Genomic DNA, 1,075 nt, shown 5'->3' with positions numbered 1-1,075 from the left:
TAGCTGTCCCACCCCAGCTCCCCTTAGCTGGCAGTGGTAATTTTGAGCCTTTGCCTGCTGCTGGTGCGCCCCATTTGGGGAGTGTGGCTTTGCTGAGGACTCCTGAGACTCCTAATGCTCTGCCCCAAGGGTCCGAGAAGTTTTTCTCTGCGGTTGATTACAATTATCAGGCTGTTTCTGCTGAGGTTGGAGCACTTAATCATAAGGATACTATTTTGGTGGTGGATGATTCGATTAATGTGCGTCGCTTTTTAGCTTTGGCTTTGGAAAGAGCTGGATATTTTGTCGAACAGGCTAAGGATGGTCAAGATGCGGTGGAAAAGTTGCTGAGTGGATTGCCTGTTCAAGCGGTTATTTGTGATATTGAAATGCCTCGCCTTGATGGTTATGGTTTTTTGGCTCGAATTAAGTCGGATCCTGCTTTTGATGATTTACCTATTGCGATGCTTACTTCTCGTAGTGGAGAAAAGCATCGCCAATTGGCGATGACTTTGGGGGCTAAGGCTTATTTTTCTAAGCCTTATAATGAACGGGTTCTTTTGAAGACTTTAGAGGAGGTAATTGCCACTAGTCGTGTTTCGGCTTGAACTCTGTTTCCATCAACACTTTTTCTAAGGCTTATTTAGTAACGGTTGGAAAGGATTGAGTCATTGTCTTATGTTCAGGTTATGGCTTAAGCTGTTTATCTGAGTAAGAAGTCAGATTAGGCTGCCTGATTTATTGAGAGGAATTATAGAAATGTAAGTCTATACCAATACTAAATAGGTTGTGAATTTTAAACGTAGATTTATTTTTTTAAAAGATCTTATAGCAAGGCTTGTAGAAATAGCAATGAATTAATGTCAATGAATTGGTTACCACAACTAGAATTTTACAAGCTTTAGCATATGAGTTTTAAAATGTTTTTAATTATGGTAGCGCTATTGTTGGGAACACCACTAGCTATCATCTATCTATCGTCAGTTGAAAATTTTAGCTCACCGATAAAAGCTAAGCAAGTTAAAAATATTAAAAATGCGCTTATCCCGATAAAAGCTAGGCAAATAGATGTTGAACAGATTCTGAAAACTAAGAG

1 protein-coding gene is annotated in these 1,075 nt (G+C 39.5%); it reads left to right on the top strand.

Annotated elements, in window-relative coordinates; all coding sequences use genetic code 11:
- On the top strand, positions 1–587 hold a 587-nt coding region (locus tag F6K23_RS41140; RefSeq protein ID WP_293167060.1), incomplete at its 5' end, for a response regulator.
- Positions 588–1,075: the final 488 nt, after the last annotated feature.

The sequence above is a fragment of the Okeania sp. SIO2C9 genome (assembly GCF_010672455.1).
In the GTDB taxonomy this organism is placed as follows: domain Bacteria; phylum Cyanobacteriota; class Cyanobacteriia; order Cyanobacteriales; family Microcoleaceae; genus Okeania.
This window is presented reverse-complemented; position numbering and strand designations above follow the sequence as displayed.